Source organism: Pseudocolwellia sp. G5-9 (genome assembly GCF_055808995.1).
On sequence record NZ_CM147893.1, the window covers coordinates 4,684,709 to 4,702,286 of the forward strand.

At 35.7% G+C, this 17,578-nt stretch carries 15 protein-coding genes; 9 read left to right on the forward strand and 6 right to left on the reverse strand.

Annotated features, from left to right (window positions below; translation table 11 throughout):
• Positions 1–9: 9 nt before the first annotated feature.
• Both AC0L5Q_RS20440 and AC0L5Q_RS20445 read right to left on the reverse strand, forming a co-directional pair.
• The gene (locus AC0L5Q_RS20440) at positions 10–1,359 is read right to left on the reverse strand and encodes a c-type cytochrome (RefSeq protein WP_473613381.1); all 1,350 of its coding nucleotides are present in this window, start codon (positions 1,357–1,359) and stop codon (positions 10–12) included.
• 533 nt (positions 1,360–1,892) lie between these two features.
• The gene (locus tag AC0L5Q_RS20445; protein WP_473613382.1) at positions 1,893–3,026 is read right to left on the reverse strand and encodes an alkaline phosphatase family protein; all 1,134 of its coding nucleotides are present in this window, start codon (positions 3,024–3,026) and stop codon (positions 1,893–1,895) included.
• Positions 3,027–3,232: 206 nt separating this feature from the next.
• Here AC0L5Q_RS20445 and AC0L5Q_RS20450 point away from each other — a divergent pair, with 206 nt between their 5' ends.
• Together AC0L5Q_RS20450 and AC0L5Q_RS20455 are read left to right on the forward strand one after the other, a co-directional pair.
• A complete protein-coding gene (locus AC0L5Q_RS20450) occupies positions 3,233–4,120 on the forward strand; it encodes a DMT family transporter (RefSeq protein ID WP_473613383.1) in 888 nt (295 codons plus the stop codon).
• A 5-nt stretch (positions 4,121–4,125) separates the two neighbouring features.
• Positions 4,126–5,112: a phosphotransferase gene (locus AC0L5Q_RS20455; RefSeq protein WP_473613384.1), complete on the forward strand. Its 987-nt coding sequence runs from the start codon at positions 4,126–4,128 to the stop codon at positions 5,110–5,112.
• A gap of 42 nt (positions 5,113–5,154) precedes the next feature.
• On the opposite strand, the gene AC0L5Q_RS20460 is transcribed toward AC0L5Q_RS20455, so the two are convergent.
• Both AC0L5Q_RS20460 and AC0L5Q_RS20465 read right to left on the reverse strand, forming a co-directional pair.
• Entirely contained in the window at positions 5,155–5,991 is an 837-nt protein-coding gene (locus AC0L5Q_RS20460) for a nitrate- and nitrite sensing domain-containing protein (RefSeq protein WP_473613385.1), read from the reverse strand.
• Between the two features lie 8 nt (positions 5,992–5,999).
• Entirely contained in the window at positions 6,000–7,148 is a 1,149-nt protein-coding gene (locus AC0L5Q_RS20465) for a methyl-accepting chemotaxis protein (protein ID WP_473613386.1), read from the reverse strand.
• Positions 7,149–7,354: 206 nt separating this feature from the next.
• On the opposite strand from AC0L5Q_RS20465, the gene AC0L5Q_RS20470 reads away from it, so the two are divergent.
• The 4 genes from AC0L5Q_RS20470 to AC0L5Q_RS20485 all read left to right on the forward strand — a co-directional run bounded on the left by AC0L5Q_RS20470 (position 7,355) and on the right by AC0L5Q_RS20485 (position 11,331).
• Positions 7,355–8,605 (forward strand): valine--pyruvate transaminase, encoded by a 1,251-nt coding sequence (locus AC0L5Q_RS20470; protein ID WP_473613387.1) that lies wholly within the window; start codon positions 7,355–7,357, stop codon positions 8,603–8,605.
• Between the two features lie 54 nt (positions 8,606–8,659).
• Positions 8,660–9,223 (forward strand): YbhB/YbcL family Raf kinase inhibitor-like protein, encoded by a 564-nt coding sequence (locus tag AC0L5Q_RS20475; protein ID WP_473613388.1) that lies wholly within the window; start codon positions 8,660–8,662, stop codon positions 9,221–9,223.
• A 153-nt stretch (positions 9,224–9,376) separates the two neighbouring features.
• Positions 9,377–10,765: a DNA-3-methyladenine glycosylase 2 family protein gene (locus AC0L5Q_RS20480; RefSeq protein WP_473613389.1), complete on the forward strand. Its 1,389-nt coding sequence runs from the start codon at positions 9,377–9,379 to the stop codon at positions 10,763–10,765.
• On the forward strand, positions 10,765–11,331 hold the full coding sequence (locus AC0L5Q_RS20485) for a methylated-DNA--[protein]-cysteine S-methyltransferase (RefSeq protein WP_473613390.1): 567 nt from the start codon (positions 10,765–10,767) through the stop codon (positions 11,329–11,331). The genes AC0L5Q_RS20480 and AC0L5Q_RS20485 overlap by 1 nt, the downstream gene beginning before the upstream one ends.
• Positions 11,332–11,436: 105 nt before the next feature.
• On the opposite strand, the gene alr is transcribed toward AC0L5Q_RS20485, so the two are convergent.
• Both alr and AC0L5Q_RS20495 read right to left on the reverse strand, forming a co-directional pair.
• Complete coding sequence (gene alr, locus AC0L5Q_RS20490; protein ID WP_473613391.1) at positions 11,437–12,540, reverse strand: alanine racemase; 1,104 nt, start codon at positions 12,538–12,540, stop codon at positions 11,437–11,439.
• Between the two features lie 8 nt (positions 12,541–12,548).
• On the reverse strand, positions 12,549–13,808 hold the full coding sequence (locus AC0L5Q_RS20495) for a D-amino acid dehydrogenase (protein WP_473613392.1): 1,260 nt from the start codon (positions 13,806–13,808) through the stop codon (positions 12,549–12,551).
• A gap of 340 nt (positions 13,809–14,148) precedes the next feature.
• Between AC0L5Q_RS20495 and AC0L5Q_RS20500 the strand changes: the two genes are divergently transcribed.
• From AC0L5Q_RS20500 to secF, 3 genes are all read left to right on the forward strand, one after another.
• Positions 14,149–14,592, forward strand: coding sequence for a hypothetical protein (locus AC0L5Q_RS20500; protein WP_473613393.1), 444 nt, complete (start codon positions 14,149–14,151; stop codon positions 14,590–14,592).
• A gap of 232 nt (positions 14,593–14,824) precedes the next feature.
• Positions 14,825–16,657 carry a protein translocase subunit SecD gene (secD, locus tag AC0L5Q_RS20505; protein ID WP_473613394.1) on the forward strand — a complete coding sequence of 611 codons (1,833 nt, stop codon included), beginning with the start codon at positions 14,825–14,827 and terminating at the stop codon, positions 16,655–16,657.
• Positions 16,654–17,574, forward strand: coding sequence for a protein translocase subunit SecF (gene secF, locus AC0L5Q_RS20510; RefSeq protein WP_473613395.1), 921 nt, complete (start codon positions 16,654–16,656; stop codon positions 17,572–17,574). Before secD ends, secF begins: the two co-directional genes overlap by 4 nt.
• Positions 17,575–17,578 lie beyond the last annotated feature (4 nt).

Below are 17,578 nucleotides of genomic sequence, written 5' to 3' on the forward strand. Positions count from 1 at the left end.
TGAACCTGCTTATTTAGTCAAGGTAGCAATTATGGCGAAGTTTCCTGATGCGTCAGGGGTAATTGTGGCACTGTTTTGTGTAATTGTGCCGCTGGGGGTTCTCCAAATTATAGAGTCTGTTTTAGGTAATTGAAGTGTAAATGTTGAGCTGTTTTTGTTATTGGTTATACGATAGTTAAAGCTGATCTCATCTGATTTTTTACTTACGGCTGTTACGGTAAACGTGTCATTTCCAATATTAAAGGTGAATACTGGTTCTTGATTTACTAATTTATAACCTTTGTAAGTGCATGATTTAGAATCGATATTATTTAGGTGTAATGTCTCAGGTGAACGGAATAACCAATTACCAAGAGGTAAACTTGGGCTTTCTCCTCTACCTGAAACGTTAGGACCTATGTTGAGTAAATCACCTTTCCATAATCCAACAACTGAACATGAACGTGTATTAAATGCATAATTAACTTTACTAGGTAAACCAACTGAAATTGAATAACTCGGTAATTTATGTATTGTTTTTCGAAGTACAAGCGTTTTTTCTGTCGCTTTAACTTCAATTTTATTGTCTGATAACACTAATTTTGCACGTGTAGATACAGGGAACCATTTAATGGTTCTATCTGAATTAGTTACAATTAACGAAAGATTTCTTTGATTAGGTTTGTTATTACCTGCGCGGTATATAATTTTTAAATGTTGTTTACCTTTTTTCAGTTTCCATGTGGGATACCAAATGGGCTCTTCTCGCTCAATTTTTTCACCATCAGTATAAAAATCAATATCGATAGGGCGGCCCCATTCAACCCAAATTTTTGTGTCTTTATCTTTTGGCGCATAAAAATCACCTTCAAACTCAATGGCGTAATGTTTTATTTCTGCTAATTGAAAATCAGGAAGGTTAGAAGCTAACTCACCTGTTTTTATAATTTTTTCAGCAGAAATAACTTTATCGTTAGCATCTTTCATTTGATATATTTTGTAGGTAAGACCTTCAAAACCTTCTCTTTTAGATAATACATAAGCAACAATTGATTGAAGTTGTAATTCTGAAAATACATTATTGAAGGCGAGCATACCGGCATCTGCAAAACCACGTTTTACGTTTTCAATTATTTGTGATGGTTGGCTGCCGTGGATCCATTCCCCATCTTTTAGGTTAAAACCTGAAGCTCCACTTAAGTCTTTTGAATGGCAAGATGCGCAAACTTGTTCAAATAATACTTTGCCTTGAGCTGTTATTTCTTGCTTGTCCGCCATATTTTTTAATTTTTGATTTAAGTCACTATCGTAGGCGTAAGCATAAATAGTAAAAGAAAATAAACATATAATGTTAAATCCTTTTTTGATTAAGTTGTTCATAACTCTGTATCCTGTTTTGTTAGCGTTATCATTTTAAGTTAAACGTATCTAAATTGTGCAGTGCCTTAAAAGTGGGTTTAAATCAGATAATATTGTTAGTCTTTTAGGTTTATTGCTGAAATAAAGCTTTCCTAAATTTGCGACCGGAAATAATTGTTTAGCTAATTGCAGGTAAGTGCAATAAAACCTTTAGCTACTTTCATAAAATTATTACTTGTTATTTAACTTCTTTGATTTTATTTTTTGGGTAGTTTTGAAAATGTAAAAATATCACATGTAGGATAGTTTTTGTCAATTGTTAACTTGTTTTATTTGATTTGTTGTTTTTATATATAAAGTAGTGTTCGGGTTTGAATGAACATTTTAACAGAAAATATAAGAGGGAAGGTGTTGTTTGATATGATTAGGTCATTTATCTTTTAAATGTTTAATGAAAATTTACTAAAAGTCAGATCAATTTAATCGTTTCAATCAAAGTATATTACCAACAGCGATGATACGATTAAATGATCTGTTTTATTGGAAAATTACTTTTATTTAAACAGCTCTTTAATTGCTTTACCTGCTTTAGGATTAAAGGCTTGTGGATCTTCATTTAAAAGCATTAATGCCGTAGCTGCAATTTGTTCTTGTTTCACTTCTTCTGTTGTTTTTAGTTCGCCCTGAGCTTTTATTTTAGGACCAATAGCAGCAAACCAAATGTTTTCTGAACCGATAATACCTTTTGGAAACTCTTTCAGGTTTTTCATGTAGTTTTGAATGGCAAGAGGTGAAGCATGATGCTGCCAATCTTTAGCTGTACTACCTCGTCCATGATCTGTGGTGATCATTAATACGGTATTATCTTTATAGTTGGGCATTGTTTGAATGGTATCCCATAAGTCTGCAATAAAAGCATCGGTTTGATGAGCTGACGTTAAATAACTGTCGTAATGGCCGTCATGAGCAAAATCATCCGTTTCTCCAAAAGAAATTATCATAACCTTAGGTTTTACGTTTAATAGATAGTCTTTTGCATATCTGTAGGTGAAGCTGTCTAAACGTACATTATGCCAAGGGCTAGGAATTTCTTTTTGTAACTGGTTGAGTAATTTGGCTTCTTCAGACAAAGCATAACCTTTTGCTTCTATAAATCCTGCATTTACATATAATTTGCTACGTTGTGTATTTAATATATATGGGATCACATCCCAGCTACCAAAAGCTGCAAGTTTATTTTGATAAAAAGGTTTGTTGTTTAACCATTCTAAAAATGACACTTGGGGATTTTCTTTTTTAGCGTTGCTGTCGAGAGAGTGATCAACAACCCCTGTAAATATTTCACTGTAACCCGGATAAGAAAAGTGCCATTTATTAGCTACAGACATAGTAGAACCTATGTTTCTGTTACCTATTAATACACCTTCTTTTGCGACTGTTTGCCAAATAAAAGGCATTAGCATTTCTCTACGTTGTGCTTCATTTGTATGCCAAAATTTTTCTTTAACCTTGAAGCCTTCACGTACAAACTCTTTATTATTAAGTAAGTTTTTGTCAGCACCTGAAAACATTTCTTGCCAGCGTAGACCGTCAATTGTAACTAAAATAAGGTTGCTATCATTTGCAGCAAATACATTGGCTGTAAATAAATTTAGGGTGATTAAAAGTAGTGAAATTTTTTTATACATATTTGATCTATTTTTATGTTGAAAAGTATGGATAAGGTCAGTTTATTGAATACATATGACGGATTGTTTAATAAATAATGACGGTTAAGTTATCTGAATCATATTTCTTCAGGTGTTAGAGAAATAACTCGGTTAACTGAGCTACTATTTTTGAGAGGAACAGCGTAAAATAGCGCTTTCAACTCTTCCTATTTTATTTGCCTTTCATGATTTCTTTATTAAAAAACACTTTACCTGCCAGTGTGTGGTATATGCTTCTTTCTGCTCTGGGTTTTTCACTCATGGCGGCTTGTGTAAAATTAGTAAGTACCTATGGCATTCCAGTATTAGAAATTGTTGCGGCTAGGGCGATTGTTTCAGGTTTTATTAGTTATGTTGATATTAAGCGTAAAGGCATATCTTTATGGGGTAATAATAAACCTTGGTTAGTTGCACGAGGTGCTGTAGGGGCATTAGCCCTTATTTTTGTTTATTATGCTGTAACCACATTACCTTTAGCTGAAGCGACTATTTTACAATATTTACATCCGGTTTTTACTGCGGTGTTGGCGGTTATATTTTTAAAAGAAAAAGTTCAGCGTTCTACTTTACTTTGTATTGTTATAAGTTTACTGGGTTTAAGTGTAATGGTTTCGCCTAACATTCAATTTTCTTCTTCTGCAATATCCACAATGCAATATTCATGGATAAGTATCGGGGCTGCTATTTTGGGGGCTTTTGGTAGTGCGGTTGCCTACGTTATTGTAAAAAAACTCACAAAAACTGAAGACAGCTCAGTGATCGTTTTTTACTTTCCTTTTGTTTCGCTTCCTATCGCCATTGCTTTATTAGGTAGCGATTTTGTTATGCCTTCATTACCGGCTTTTGGACTGTTACTTTTGGTAGGGATTTTTACTCAAGTAGGGCAAGTGGGATTAACCAAAGCGCTGCATTGTGAAGATGCCAACAAAGCAATGGCTTACGCTTATGTACAAGTGGTGTTTTCGGTATTTATTGGTTGGTTATGTTTTAGCGAAGTACCGCTTGTTACTACCTTAATTGGTGGTGGCTTAGTGGTGGGTGGTGCGTTGATTAATGTTTTGTGGAAACGATAATTTTTATGGATGTATTCACTCAAATAAAATCACTGTTAAGTGATACCAGCATTGTACTTGAAGAGGAGGTGCAATCGCTATGGAGTGGCTATGGCCAAATTATTCGCTGTAAAAGTAATAAAAGTGGGCAAAGCTATATTGTAAAAGTTGTCGCTCCTGAAAACGCCGGTGAGCATCCAAGAGGTTGGAACACATCGGCTAGCCATCAACGAAAAATACAATCGTATCAAGTTGAAGCGAGTTTTTATCAACATTATTCATATCTTGCCAATACACCTAATTATAGCCCTTTTTGTAAAGTTCCTCATTTAATGGCTAGTAGTGCAAACGACAGCCATACATTACTGGTAATGGAAGATTTAGATAGTGCAGGCTACTCTATTCGTAAAGCCTCGGCTGATTGGAGCAGTTTACGCTTAGCTATACGTTGGTTAGCATATTTTCATGCGAGGTTTATGGGCAGTTCAGCAGAAGGTTTATGGGAAATAGGAACCTATTGGCACTTAGCTACTCGAAAAGATGAATGGCTAGCTATGACTGAAAGTGGCTATAAAACACATGCTCAGGCGATTGATAACGTATTAAATAAGGCTAAATTTCAAACTTTAGTGCATGGTGATGCGAAGTTTGAAAACTTATGTTTCCACGTTAATAATGAAGAGGTAGCCGCGGTAGACTTTCAATATATTGGCCGTGGTTCCGGTGTAAAAGATCTCGCTTATTTAGTGGGGAGTTGTTTAAGTGAAGACAAACTCATTGAGTTTGAACCGTTAATACTTAATGAATACCTAAAGCAATTGAAACAAGCGTTAACCGAATACCATATAGCGTTAGACTTTGATGCGTTAGCCGCTGAAACAACTTATCTTTATCCTGTCGCGTGGGCTGATTTTTATCGATTTTTATTGGGCTGGAATCCACAAAGTTGGAAAGTTTGCGACTTCATGAAAACTAAAGCTAAGCAAGGTTTAGATATTGTTTTATCAAATTAAATTATGTTGCTCATTTCTATTTTGTTACTTAATGCCCAACCACTAAATAAGCTTTTTAAGCTGTTCTACTTGATGATAAAAAATATCATCAAAAGCGGCAATTGTTGAGGTGGCTAATGCAAAATAGCGTTGGTGATCTATGGCTATTGTTGGGCTATTTACCAAATCGTTAGATATTACTTGAGTAAAATCCTCCATTTTTAACGTTGCAGCGTTTATATAGTCGTCGTGTTGATCTACTTCATCCGATAAATAATGGAGTTTATGTAATGTGTTTGTGGTTATTTTTTTCATATTTTCAGTTAAAAAATTCAATCTGATTTTATCAACACTTGAGCAAACTTTTTGCACACAAACACTGGTGCCTATGGCTCTGGCTTGGCCAATATTTTCAGTTGAAATAATTAACTCTCTCCAGGTGTAACCAATATTAGGGAAACCATTACAATACTCAGCGGTCAATAAATAGGTTTCTGACGTATCTTCTAGCAAATAAGATAAATTTTTAACTAGTAAGCAATGCTGTTCAAAGCTATTCGCAACAGAGGGTTTGGTTTTCAGGTTCAGTAAACGTTGCCAATGATCATTAAAACTTACCCAACGTTCATTGGTGTGTAACTCGGTTTTTTTTAGATCCTTGATCATGTTTGCAATTTGTTTTTGTAAACTGGTTATCTTAGGTTTAACCGTTATATCACCGTTTAACCATGCCGATGACAGGCCTCTGTGTTGTTGTACAAGAGAAATAAGAGGCTTTAATTGCGTAATATAACTAATGCCTAACAATTGAGTTTTTTTAATTTTATTTTTGTTAAATCGTTTAATTATTAAAATACAAATAGCTAACAAGCAAATTGCAGTTATAAAAAAGTATCCCATATATGCTCCTAAACACTCGTTTGAGTGAGTTTGCGTAAATGATTGGCAACAGATTCTGATTGGTCTGCTATTTCAGCATTTTCTTTAGCACCAATAACAACAAGTGAAATATGCTCTGCTATTTCATGGGTTGCGGCGGTTTGTTGCTGTGAAGCCGCACTTACTACCTCCATGCGTAATTTAACTTGGTCTGTTGCATCATAAATATTGCTAAATGCTTCATCTACTTGTGCGGTTTTTTCTAAGCTTTGATCTGTTTTTTCTACCACTTCGGTCATGGTTTTTACAATTTCGGAGGTTTCTACGAGTACTGAATTTATGTTGGTGACAATTGCGTCGGTCGCGTTATTGGTTTTTTTTGCAAGTTCACGTACTTCTTCAGCAACTACAGCAAAACCTCGTCCCATTTCTCCTGCTCGAGCAGCTTCAATAGAGGCATTTAAGGCTAATAAATTGGTTTGTTGTGATATTTGCTGAATAGACTGAGTAATTTTTCCAACGTCTTTTACTAAATCATTGAGTAATATCATACGTTGTTGGGTTGATTGCGCACGATTACTAACATCGGTTACCGCTAAGCTTAAAGACTGTAAGGCGCTTTTTCCTTGCTCAGCAATATTTGAGGCTAAACAAGAAGATTCGTGTGTACTTGATATTTCATTATTGACTTCAATTAACGACTGACTTAATTCTTCAATAGCAGCCGCGGTTGATCTAGTAGCATCTGATTGTTTGTGTACATTGTCTTTAACTTTCGATGAGGTTTCTATTACTTGAATAGCTGAAAACTCGACTTCTTTATTACGCTCTTCATTATAGTTATTAAGTCGGCCTAGTTCGCGGTAAGTGCGTAATAATTGATCTAATAATTCAGTGTTGAAAATACTATTAAAATGTACATCTCGGTGATCAAAATCGTGTACATTAATCCTTTTTAATACACGAGTTAAATGATCTATTTGGTTTCTTGTTATAATCGCGATACCAAGCAGTAAATAAAAATAACAGGCAAAAACAATAGATAAAGCAACACCTTCTATTGTTAAACAGGCAACATAAAGCGCTAATGTATATAACAAGGTAAAAATAGTTACCTGAGTAAAGCCCACTATTTTTATAAAAAAATTGATAGGTGAGAACAATAGGTTCAAAAGCACATACTCCTTAACTTAGTTGATATTAACTAAAGCAAAACATGAGCCATTGTTAAGTTGTTGATTTATAATTGCTATGGTCTTTTTGTTTTTTGTGGTGCACTATTTTGGAGCGATAAATTAGAAAAAATCATCTTTCTGTTGAAAAGGTGAAGTCAACAATCAGATACATTAAATCGTTAAAATACATTATAAAAATGAGAGCTAATATGAATTATTCTAACTTTGGTCAAAAATTCTCAGGCAAGTCAGGCATTGTGGAATTAATGGACGACCTTGGTAGCGCATTAAATGAAAATCCAAATATGTTATTTATGGGAGGCGGTAACCCCGGTAGAGTGCCAGAGGTAGAAGCGTATTTTGAAAAACAATTAACAAGTATTGCTCAAGATCCTATTGCTCGTCATAACTTATTAGGTATTTATCAATCACCTCAAGGAGAAAAAGGCTTTCGTGAGCAATTAGCAAACTACTTAGCTAAAACGTTTAATTGGAACATTAGTGATAAAAATATTGCGGTGTCAAACGGGAGTCAATCCGCTTTTTTTATTATTTATAATATGTTGGCGGGTACGATGGAAAATGGCGATAAAAAAACCATACATTTTCCACTGGCACCTGAATACGTAGGTTATGCTGACGCTGGCTTATCTGATGAGTTTTTTTCTTCAACCAAGCCGAGTATTGAAATTATTGACAATGAAACCTTTAAATATCATGTCGATTTTTCTACGTTAAATATAGATAACAGTATCGCTGCTTTATCTGTGTCTAGACCCACTAATCCAACAGGTAATGTGATCACCGATGAAGAAATTGTTCACTTAGACAAAATAGCCAAACAAGCCAATATTCCATTAATTATTGACGGTGCTTATGGTTTACCTTTTCCTAATATTTTATTTACTGATGCTAAACCTCACTGGAACGAAAATACGATTGTAGTATTAAGTTTATCGAAACTGGGCTTACCTGGAATTAGAACCGGAATAGTCATTGCCAATGAGCAATTTATTAAAGACTTTACCAATGCCAATATTATCACCAACCTTGCTTGCGGTAATTTAGGCCCCGCACTCAGTAAAGATTTATTTAGTAAAAATGATATTCAAACATTAACCGATAAAATCACACCGTTTTACCAAGAAAAAGCAGAAAAAACCGTTGAGTTATTAAAACAAAACTTAGCGGGAATTCCTTTTAAAATACATAAACCTGAAGGCGCTATATTTTTATGGTTGTGGTTAGAAGGTTTGCCTATTACTTCCAAAGAGCTATATCAACGCTTAAAAGCTAAAGGTGTGTTAATTATTCCCGGAGAAGATTTTTTTATTGGAATTGACGATAGCTGGCAACATAAATATGAATGTATACGTTTATCTTATGCGCAAGATGAAAGCGTAGTAGAGCAAGCGGTAAAAATAATTGCAGATGAAATTAAAGGGCTCTATGTGATTTAATATTTTTTAGTGTAATTTTTAGTGTGAGTTAACTCATTTAAATAAGGAATAAGTATGAATATATCTCTTAAAGTTTTTTCAATTTTTCCGCTGTTAGTGTCAGCATCTATTTTTGCGGGTTCTTTTACTTTAACGAGTAAAGATATTACAGCAGGTGTATTAATGAATAAAACACAGGTGTTTAATGGTTTTGGCTGTACAGGGAGTAATTTATCTCCTCAGTTAAAATGGAGTAATGCACCTAAAGATACTAAGAGTTTTGCTATTACAGTATATGATCCTGACGCACCAACAGGTAGCGGCTGGTGGCATTGGCAAATAGTTAATATACCCGTAACTGTTACTGAATTAGCAACTGACGCAGGTAATACTAAAACGAATAAAGCGCCAAAAGGTAGTATGCAAATTAAAAGTGATTTTGGTAGCCGTGGCTTTGGAGGCGCTTGTCCACCAGAAGGTCATGGTGTTCATCGCTATCAATTTACCGTACATGCACTTTCGGTAGAAAAGCTTGAACTACCTGAAGATGCCTCTGGTGCATTAGCAGGTTATATGATTAATGCGAATACGATTGAAACGAGTACGATAGAGGCTTTGTATAAGCGCGATAAAAAATAAACGTAAGTATGTATTGGTTTTTATATTCGTCAATTTAAACAACGGGCTTCGGCTCGTTTTTTTGTTTTATAAACATTCAGTTCCGATAATGGCCAGTTTTTATTAAAAAATTCGTTATGATGTCGTTATCAAAAACACTTATCTTAGGTCGTTATGTTAAACGTTAAAATTTGCCAAAAAGCTCGATTATCTCGCGACCCGCGTTTCGACGGTAAGTTTTTTACTGCAGTTAAAACCACTAAAATATATTGCCGAACTATTTGTCCTGTTTATCCACCTAAAGAAGAAAACGTTTTGTATTTTTCAAGCGCGGTTGAATGCGCCAATGCAGGTTTTCGTCCTTGTTTACGTTGTAGGCCAGACAGTGCTCCAAATTCACCTGCATGGAAAGGCGTAAACGCAACACTCGACAGAGCAATTTGTTTAATTGATAACGGTGCTTTGCAACAAAGCTCATTACCTAAACTCGCAGAACGATTAGGCATTAGCGATCGTTATTTACGACAATTATTTGATAAGCATTTAGGTATGTCGCCCAAGGCATACGCCCTTTATCAACAGTGTTTATTTGCCAAGCAGCTACTACATCAAACGCAATTACCTATTACGCAAGTGGCGTTGGCAAGTGGTTTTTCAAGCATTAGACGATTTAACGACTGCTTTCAATCGCAACTTAAATTAACGCCATCGTCATTACGTAAATCGGGAGGCAACAAGCAAAATACACTACAACTTAAGTTGTATTACAGACCTCCATTTAATTGGCCATATATGCAAAATCTACTTAAAGCCAGAGCAATTAAAGGACTTGAGTGGTGCGAAAAAAATAGTTATGGTCGAAATTTTACGTGGTTAGATACCGAAGGAAGTTTTACTGCAACACATGTTAATGGCAAAAATAGATTTGACGTAACTATAGAGCTAGACGATGTAAAACACTTAAAAGGTATTGTTAATAACATTAAACGTGTTCTAGATTTAGATGTAGATATGCAAGCAGTAGAGCACGATCTTCAACAAAGTTTTGTTGCTGAGTTTCAGCTCAACACAGGTATTAGATTACCTGGTATTTGGGATATGTTTGAAGCTGGCATTAGAGCCATACTTGGGCAACAAATATCAGTTAATGCTGCAAAAAATTTAGTTGAAACCCTAGTTGTTAATTTAGGAAATAAACTAGATAACAATAAAGTCACTCGTTATTTATTTCCAACGCCTGAAGCTATTGCTAATAACGAGTTAGATTTTTTTAAAATGCCCGGTTCACGTAAACAAACCCTACGAAACTTAGCTCAGCATTTTATAACTAGCGATACACCTAACGACCCCAGTCAGTGGCTTAAATTAAAAGGCATAGGTCCTTGGACTGTAGAATACGCACAGCTTAGAGGCTTAAGTGATCCTGATATATTTTTAGCAGGAGACTTAGGCGTGAAAAAAGCAATGGAACAACTTAAAACACAATTTAAAGCCGACTTCTCACCTGAGCAAGTATCGCCATGGCGTAGTTATTTAACCTTTCAATTATGGAGTCAGTTGTAATGAACACTCAAGTTTATACCGATACGTCGACTAAAACATATATCGATTATTTTAATTCGCCTTTAGGATTAATTGAATGTAAAGCGACAGAAAACGGCCTTGCTCATGTTATTTTTTGTGGTGAAGAAAAGGGGGGTATATCGCCTAATCACTTTACCACCTTATGTAAACAGCAACTTGAGCAATATTTTAAAGGTGAACTAAGACAATTTGATATACCGTTAGATCCTAAAGGAACCGAATTTCAAAAAAGTGTATGGCAGTGTTTATCTACAATACCTTTTGGTGAAACGGTGTCGTATCTCGATATTGCTAAAATGGTAAATAAACCTAAAGGTTCCCAAGCTGTTGGCGGGGCAAATGGTCGAAACCCTATTAGCATCATTGTACCGTGTCATCGAGTGGTGGGTTCTAATGGTTCGTTAACGGGCTATGCTGGCGGAATTGAACGTAAGCTATGGTTATTAAATCATGAGGGGATTGAAGTAAAAGCATCTAAAGAAACGCAGACGCTTGATATTAACCATGTGATCAATGCAAGACAGTCAAAAACAGAGTTTTTATAAGAACTTTATATTTTTAACTTAAGCGATGAGCTCATAAAAATATTTAACCTCGAACAATGACGAGGTTAAATATTATGTATCTAATACCGTTTAGCTAACCTATGTTTAGCTTATGTATTGCTTATTAACGCGGCGTGTTAAACCACAAAATAAAGCGTAAGCAATGGTTTCTGAATACTTAGCAACTTGGTTCGCTAAAATATTATTTCCCCATAGCTCAACATCAAAACCTACACAGTTTTGACCTTCGAACATAGATAAATCAACCATCAACATGTCCATAGATACTCGACCTAATATACGGCTCTTTTTTCCATTAATATAAACAGGAGTGCCGTTGGCTGCATGCCTAGGATAACCATCTGCATATCCAATAGAAACTGTGCCTATTTGTGTCGTGCTTTTAGCTTTCCATAATGCGTTATAGCCAACGCCATCGTTTATATTAACGGTGCGTTGAGCAATAACTTTGGCATTAAATAACATAGCGGGTTTTAGTGTATTAGCTATGTCATTATCTTCTACAGGTGAAGCGCCATACATCATAATTCCTGGTCGTATCCAGCTGTTTTTAATATCACGAACCTTATTAGCTGGGTTAACTGCGTTTGTTAAAATAGCTGATGAATTAGCTAAACTAATGACTCCAGGTAAATGGTTAATTGTATTTAAAAATAGCGCTGTTTGATGCTGAGTTGCCGAAGAGTTTACATCATCTGCCGATGAAAAATGACTCATGTGTACAATTTGCTCAACTTGATTCATTTGATCTAATTGCTGCCAAGCATGCGCGTACTCATCAGGTAAAAAACCTAAACGATGCATACCTGAATCCATTTTTAACCAAACATTTATTGGCTTAGTAAGTTGAGCCTTTTTAAGGGCATCAAGTTGATATTGCGTATGTATTACGCACCATAAATTGTTTTCGCTAATGTAGGTTAATTCGTCGGCGGTAAAAAAACCTTCTAACAATAAAATAGGTTGTTTAATACCCGCATCACGTAACTCTTTTGCTTCTTCAATGCATGCAACACCAAAGGCGTCAGCAACATCGGCTAATGCAGTAGCGACTTCAATAGCTCCGTGTCCGTAGGCATTTGCTTTAACGGTTGCAATAGCTTTAGCGGGTTTAGCGAGTGATTTTGCGTATAAATAATTTTGTTTAATTGCATTTAATTTAATAACTGCAGTTGCTGTCCTAGCCATATATCCTCCTAATGTCTGTAACGTGCTATTGATAAGCCCGATTCATCAATGTCAGGTGGTTTATTACTAATAACATCGCTAATAAACTTCGCCGATCCAACTGCCATAGTCCAGCCCAAAGTGCCATGACCTGTATTTAGGAATAAATTGTCGATACCCGTTTTACCTAAAATAGGCGTGCCGTCTGGTGTCATAGGTCTTAATCCTGTCCAAAATTCAGCTTTACTTAAATCAGCTGCATGAGGGAATAAATCAGCAATCGAAAATTCGATATTTTTACGACGTTTCTCTGATAATGCTAAGTTATAAGACGTGATTTCTGCTGTGCCGCCCACTCGTATTTGATCACCTAATCGAGTGATCGCAACTTTATATGTTTCATCCATAATGGTTGATTCAGGAGCTGCTGAAAAATCATCAATGGGTACTGTAAGTGAGTAGCCTTTAATCGGGTAAACAGGGATTTTTATTCCGATATCAGCCAGCATATGTGTAGAGTATGAACCTAAAGCCATTAAATAAGCGTCAGCAATAAATTCGCCTTTACTTGTTGATACACTGGTTAATATATCGCCTTGTTTATTGAGCTTTTGAATGTCGGTATTCATAACAAACTTCACTCCTAACTTTTCGCATTCTTGAGCTAATTGGGTTACAAACATATGACAGTTTCCTGTTTCGTCGTTGGGTAAACGAATACCGCCAACAACTTTATGAATAGTATGTTTTAGAGCTGGTTCGTACATTAAGCATTCGTCGGGTGTTAATACTTGATGATCAACGCCACTTTCGTTTAATACTTGAATGTCTTTTTGCGAGCTTTTTACTTGGCTTTGCGTACGAAATAATTGCAATGTGCCTTGCGTTCTATGGTCGTAATTAATAGAAATTTCGTTACGAAGTTCTCTTAAACAGTTACGGCTGTATTCCGCTACCCGCATCATTCTTGATTTGTTTATGTGATAATCTTTGCCATTACAATTAGCGACCATTTTGGTCATCCACGCGATGGTTTCTAGATCAAAATCTTTTACGTTAATCTTTAATGGAGCAAGCTCCTGCATAAGCCACTTCATTGCTTTTGCTGGAATACCCGGTGCTGCCCACGGAGCTGAATAGCCTGGAGAAATTTGACCTGCATTTGCAAAACTTGTTTCGTTAGCTACGGTTGATTGTCTATCCACCACAATAACTTCATGGCCAGACTTAGCTAAATACCAAGCACTGGTTACTCCTATAACACCAGAGCCTAAGACTAAAATTTTCATTTATACCTCACAATAATTTTATACCCAGTTGATTCATCTATTATTCAAATGGATACGAGTTAAAAAAGATATGATAGATGACATCAATAATGATTAATGTTGGTATTTACAGAGATTTCAGGATAAAAAACCAAATTAAAAATAAAAGCAGCGCTTTAATCTGAAAATGTAAGTGGTCGAACCTGTGTGATGTTTTAATGTACAAATGTTAATAGCGCAATATTCATTTTTAAGTCGTATTTAGCTGTTTAAATAAAACATATTAATTTAAATGAATAAGCTCGTTGAAACTCAAAAAAAGAGCCATATAATAAGTTTTCTAAGCGGTGGGATTATTTTCATGTGGCGTAAATTAACAATTTTATTGTTTTTATTCGTTCTGGCTAAAACAGCTGGTGCTTTGCCGATCTCTAAAATTAATCATAATGCTTATTTATCTCATGAGAATATTTCTCAGGTAGTACCGCAAACAGTTTTTGATCTAGACTTAGAAGAAGATTCAAGTATAGATACAGAAGCACCTCAAGTTTTATATAATTTGCCAAGTTCTAGTAGGCTTAACGCTTCGTTATTTTCTGTTGAGGTTCAAAACAGTCCTGAATATGTGCTTATTGTTGAATTTTTCAAAATTAAGCTTAACGCGGGTGTATTCAAGCATTTAGCGAATCCTCCTGTAATAACGCCATGGTTTGAACAATTAAGCCATAGCAGCAATTCATCGCGACTTTCTGGTTGGAAAGACGGCAACTCTTTGTATTCTTCTCGAACGACTTACCACAGCTAATTCATAAAATGCGTTTATGAAAGTACATATCTGTATTTTCTGAACGGCAAAATCAAAAAAGTTAATTTTCCATGCTGATGTTTATCATCAGTTATTTACCGTACTTGCGATCTATAAGTCTAGTTTTTTAGCTGGGTTTTAATTGAATTGTTTGAGCAAAGTACGGTGCTATTTGATTTATATCTGTTTCGTTTATTTATTATGAATTTATGGAATGGGTGTTAGAGATTTTATGATGAATTCACGTAATAAAAAGCACGTAAAACATACAAAATGGCAGAACATTGTCATTATCTTCGTATTGTTATTTATGATAGTTAGCGCGTTGCCTAACTTATATTCTGACAAGCTAACGGTTAATTTAGTCAACAATAACAGTCAAGCTGAACAGATATCTGCGCAAGAAATTAAGACCTTGTTAGCCGAGCACAATCTAGCCATTGATGAGATAAGAACCTCGGCATCAACAACGTCTATCAGCCTATCGAACGAAGCGGATCAAAAAGCCATTGAAAAGCTTTTAAATACTGAGCTTAGTGATAGTTTTTCTATTGAAAGTGTTACAGAAAATACAGCGCCGACTTGGTTAAAAATGTTACACGGACAACCCATTAAACTGGGTTTAGATTTAAGTGGCGGCGTATTGTTTGTACTCGATGTAGATACTGAACGCGCATTACTTGATAAGTTAACGGGTATCGCTTTAGACGTTAAAACGTTAGCGATAGATAGCCGCATTCGTTTAAGTAAAGTTGCTCAGCCAGATAATCACTCAATCGTGATTAACTTTTCTTCTGCAAAGCAGTTAAGTGAAGGCACATTGTTGTCTGAAATTAAGAAAATGTACCCTGAACTGAGCCAAAAGAAACTTGATGATAACCAAGTTGTTTTAACCTATTCAGAGAAAGAACAAGTACTGTTTCGTCAAGAAACTATGACCCAAACCCTTAAAACCATGCGTGGCAGAATTGAGGAGCTAGGTATTACCGAAGCGGTAACTCAAAAGCAGGGTAAAAACAGAATTCGCATTGAATTACCGGGTGTTCACGATCCTGAAGAAGCGAAAAGAATTATTGGTGCAACGGCTTCGTTAGACTTTTACCAACTGGCTGAAAATTCAAAAGCCGCTGGTATTATTCAAATGACAGATAAAAATGGTCAACGACTTCGCATGAATAGCCAAGTGGTGTTTTCTGGTAGCCACATTAAAAATGCACGTTCAGGTGTGGGTGAAATGGGTATGCCGCTAGTTAATTTAACCTTAGATGATGTTGGCGGTAAGCAAATGTCTAACTTTTCTAAGAAGAATATTGGCAAGCCTATGGTGACTGTTTTTTCTGAGTTTTATCGTGATGTTAACGATGTGATGGTGAAGAAGAGCAAAGTAATTAACGTTGCAACGATTCAGCAACACTTAGGAGCGCAATTCAGTATTACCAATATGTCGAGCCCACAAGAAGCGCAAGAGTTAGCGTTATTGCTGCGTGCAGGTTCTTTGACAGCGCCTGTAACGATTGTTGAGCAACGTAGTATTGAAGCAACTTTAGGTGCAGACAATATAGACAACGGTATTAAAGCGTTAAGCATAGGCATAGGTATTACTTTAGTGTTTATGTTTGTTTGGTATCGCAGTTTAGGTTTGATCGCTAACGTAGCTTTAGCGCTAAACTTAGTGAGTTTACTTGGATTAATGTCTTTATTACCTGGCACGGTATTAACGCTTCCCGGTATTGCAGGCTTGGTGTTAACGGTTGGTATGGCGGTTGATACTAACGTACTTATTTTTGAAAGGATTAAAGAGGAATTGAAACGCGGTCGTAAAGTACTTTCAGCGATTGAATATGGCTATAACAATGCTTTTTCAACGATTTTAGATGCAAACATTACCACAATGATCACAGGTATTATTTTATATGCCATTGGCTATGGAGCGGTAAAAGGTTTCGCCATTATTTTATGTTTAGGTATTTTAACCAGCATGTTTACTGGCGTATTCGTATCAAAAGCATTAACTAACTTTTCTATTCGTGAAAACAAGTCTCAGTTACTTGGAGTAAAACTATGAACAACTTTATTTTAAATCAAACAGAAACCTTAAGTAAATTTCGTGTTGTCAGCTTATATTTTGCGGCCGCTTTAGTTATTTTTTCGCTAGCAGGTGTATTGAGTAAAGGTTTGAATTTAGGTTTAGACTTTACCGGTGGTTATTTAACAGAATTTACCACTCAAGAGCCTGTGAATAAAGCAGACATGGAAACCTTATTAACTGACTATCTACCCGATACATTTGGCTTAGCTTCAGCCGAAAATGGTACACATTGGAGCGTACAGCAAGCCGATAACGATATTAGCTTGAAAGGTAAAACGTGGTTAACTGACTTTTCTCAACAAAATGGCTTAAACATTACACCGCAAGACTCTATCTATATTGGTAGCCAAGTAGGAGATGAGCTGATTGATCAAGGAGGACTCGCTTTGATAACGGCTGTAATCGTTATATTGTTTTACTTGTCGTTTAGATTTGAATGGCGTTTAGCTGCGGGCTCTGTTATAGCTTTGTGTCATGACGTTATTGTGGTTCTGGGGCTATTCGCTTGGCTTGGTATTAAGTTTGATTTAACTATTGTGGCTAGTTTACTGGCGATTATTGGTTATTCACTCAATGACTCGATTATTGTCGGCGATAAGATACGTGAAATTATGAAACGTAATTCAGGCGCCAGTATTGAAAATATTGTTAACTTAGCAATTAAATCGACTATTGTAAGAACTTTGATCACTTCAGGTACAACACTGGCAACTATTCTAGCGATATGGATATTTGCAGGTGAGTCGTTATCTGGCTTTGCTATTTCATTGTTTACGGGAATTTTGATTGGTACTTTTTCATCAATTACCATTTCAGCAACAGTACCTCAGTTAATTGGTTTGTCTGCTGATTATTACAATAAACAAGAAGAAGAGGTTTGTGCGTTACCTTAATTGA

Bases quoted from the DNA above. Each gene is read 5' to 3' on its own strand.
- secF (WP_473613395.1), top strand. From the start codon at position 16,654: ATGAACAACTTTATTTTAAATCAAACAGAAACCTTAAGTAAATTTCGT.
- AC0L5Q_RS20495 (WP_473613392.1), bottom strand. From the start codon at position 13,808: ATGAAAATTTTAGTCTTAGGCTCTGGTGTTATAGGAGTAACCAGTGCT.
- alr (WP_473613391.1), bottom strand. From the start codon at position 12,540: ATGGCTAGGACAGCAACTGCAGTTATTAAATTAAATGCAATTAAACAA.
- AC0L5Q_RS20460 (WP_473613385.1), bottom strand. From the start codon at position 5,991: ATGGGATACTTTTTTATAACTGCAATTTGCTTGTTAGCTATTTGTATT.
- AC0L5Q_RS20450 (WP_473613383.1), top strand. From the start codon at position 3,233: ATGATTTCTTTATTAAAAAACACTTTACCTGCCAGTGTGTGGTATATG.
- AC0L5Q_RS20470 (WP_473613387.1), top strand. From the start codon at position 7,355: ATGAATTATTCTAACTTTGGTCAAAAATTCTCAGGCAAGTCAGGCATT.
- AC0L5Q_RS20500 (WP_473613393.1), top strand. From the start codon at position 14,149: ATGTGGCGTAAATTAACAATTTTATTGTTTTTATTCGTTCTGGCTAAA.
- AC0L5Q_RS20480 (WP_473613389.1), top strand. From the start codon at position 9,377: ATGTTAAACGTTAAAATTTGCCAAAAAGCTCGATTATCTCGCGACCCG.
- secD (WP_473613394.1), top strand. From the start codon at position 14,825: ATGATGAATTCACGTAATAAAAAGCACGTAAAACATACAAAATGGCAG.
- AC0L5Q_RS20445 (WP_473613382.1), bottom strand. From the start codon at position 3,026: ATGTATAAAAAAATTTCACTACTTTTAATCACCCTAAATTTATTTACA.
- AC0L5Q_RS20440 (WP_473613381.1), bottom strand. From the start codon at position 1,359: ATGAACAACTTAATCAAAAAAGGATTTAACATTATATGTTTATTTTCT.
- AC0L5Q_RS20475 (WP_473613388.1), top strand. From the start codon at position 8,660: ATGAATATATCTCTTAAAGTTTTTTCAATTTTTCCGCTGTTAGTGTCA.
- AC0L5Q_RS20485 (WP_473613390.1), top strand. From the start codon at position 10,765: ATGAACACTCAAGTTTATACCGATACGTCGACTAAAACATATATCGAT.
- AC0L5Q_RS20455 (WP_473613384.1), top strand. From the start codon at position 4,126: ATGGATGTATTCACTCAAATAAAATCACTGTTAAGTGATACCAGCATT.